The organism is Bacteroides sp. 519, assembly GCF_010500955.1.
GTDB lineage: Bacteria > Bacteroidota > Bacteroidia > Bacteroidales > Bacteroidaceae > Bacteroides.
The window spans coordinates 1-334 of record NZ_QVMJ01000098.1; the positions used below are offsets into that span (position 1 = coordinate 1).

Consider the following 334-nt stretch of genomic DNA (forward strand, 5'->3'; position numbering starts at 1 on the left):
ACTAATAAATACAATAACGACCAGTTTTTTTACACCCTGATGCTTCCTCTCGAATCGTGGATGTACGAAGGTAGTCTCTACATTCGTCAGGAAGCAGTGATATTTATAACCTCCTGCATCATCATGGCCCGGCATTTGAATCGGAGTTGGTTGCTTACCGCATCTACTTCGACCGCAAGTTTAAGGAGCCGTTTGATCCATTCGATGCAGCCCACCGTGTAAACGATTATACCGAAGGAAATGCAGTTTGGAGCAACAGGCCGGTAACAGGAACACAACCCGAGAAAATGCCTAATCCGGATTTGAAGTGGGAAACAACCGAACAAGTTAACCT

The 334-nt window shown here is 45.2% G+C and carries 1 pseudogene; it reads left to right on the forward strand.

The window, feature by feature from the left end:
* Positions 1-89: 89 nt before the first annotated feature.
* Positions 90-179, forward strand: a pseudogene (locus tag D0T85_RS22895) (DUF4861 family protein); the annotation flags it as partial.
* Positions 180-334 lie beyond the last annotated feature (155 nt).